Annotated in this window: 1 protein-coding gene; it reads right to left on the reverse strand. The window is 67.7% G+C overall.

The window, feature by feature from the left end; translation table 11 throughout:
* Positions 1–811, reverse strand: an 811-nt coding sequence (locus tag MXD60_RS26250; RefSeq protein WP_248822385.1) for an IS256 family transposase, incomplete at its 3' end; no start/stop codon positions are given.
* Between the last annotated feature and the right edge of the window lie 84 nt (positions 812–895).

Here is an 895-nt window from a genome sequence, read left to right on the forward strand (position 1 = left end):
GGATCACGCAGGTCTGGACCACGGTGCGGGGCCAGACCTGCCCGACCGCGTCGGGTAGGCCCTTGAGCCCGTCGCAGACGGCCATGAGTACGTCGTCGACCCCGCGGTTGCGTAGTTCGGTGCAGATCTGCAACCAGAACTTCGCGCCCTCCCCGCCGTCCCCGGCCCACAGGCCGAGAATGTCGCGGGCACCGTCGACGGTGACGGCCAGGGCGACATAGACCGGCCGGTTCGCGACCTTCCCGTCCCGGATCTTCACGTTGATCGCGTCCAGGAAGATCACCGGGTAGACCGGGTCGAGGGGCCGGTTCTGCCACTCGGCCATCCCGTCCATCACCCGATCGGTGATCGTGGAGATCGTCTGCTTGGAGACCTGCGCGCCGTAGACCTCGGCCAGATGCGCGGAGATCTCCCCGTGCGTCAGGCCCTTCGCGGACAGCGACAACACCATGTCCTCCACGCCGGACAGGCGCCGCTGCCGCTTCTTGACGACGACCGGCTCGAACGACCCGGCCCGGTCCCGCGGCACCTCGATCTCCACCGGACCCACATCGGTCAGCACCGTCTTCGACCGGCTGCCGTTACGGGAGTTCCCGCTGTTCGCCCCGGCCGGATCATGCCGGTCGTAGCCGAGATGCTCGGTCAGCTCGCCGTCGAGCGCGGACTCCAGGACGATCTTCGTCAGTTGTTGCAGCAGACCGCCCTCACCCGAAAGCTGCAACCCCTGCGCACGGGCCTGGCCCACCAGCTGGGCGACCAGCGCGGGATCCACCGCCGCCGGCGGCCCGCCGGCAGGCTCCTCGACAGACATCACACCAGCGCCCGCCACATCAGTAGTGATCGTCATCAGGTGCTACTCCCATGATCGGAGTTACACCGTTGTTCTTACACTCCC

The organism is Frankia sp. AgB32, from assembly GCF_023243045.1.
Taxonomy (GTDB): domain Bacteria; phylum Actinomycetota; class Actinomycetes; order Frankiales; family Frankiaceae; genus Frankia.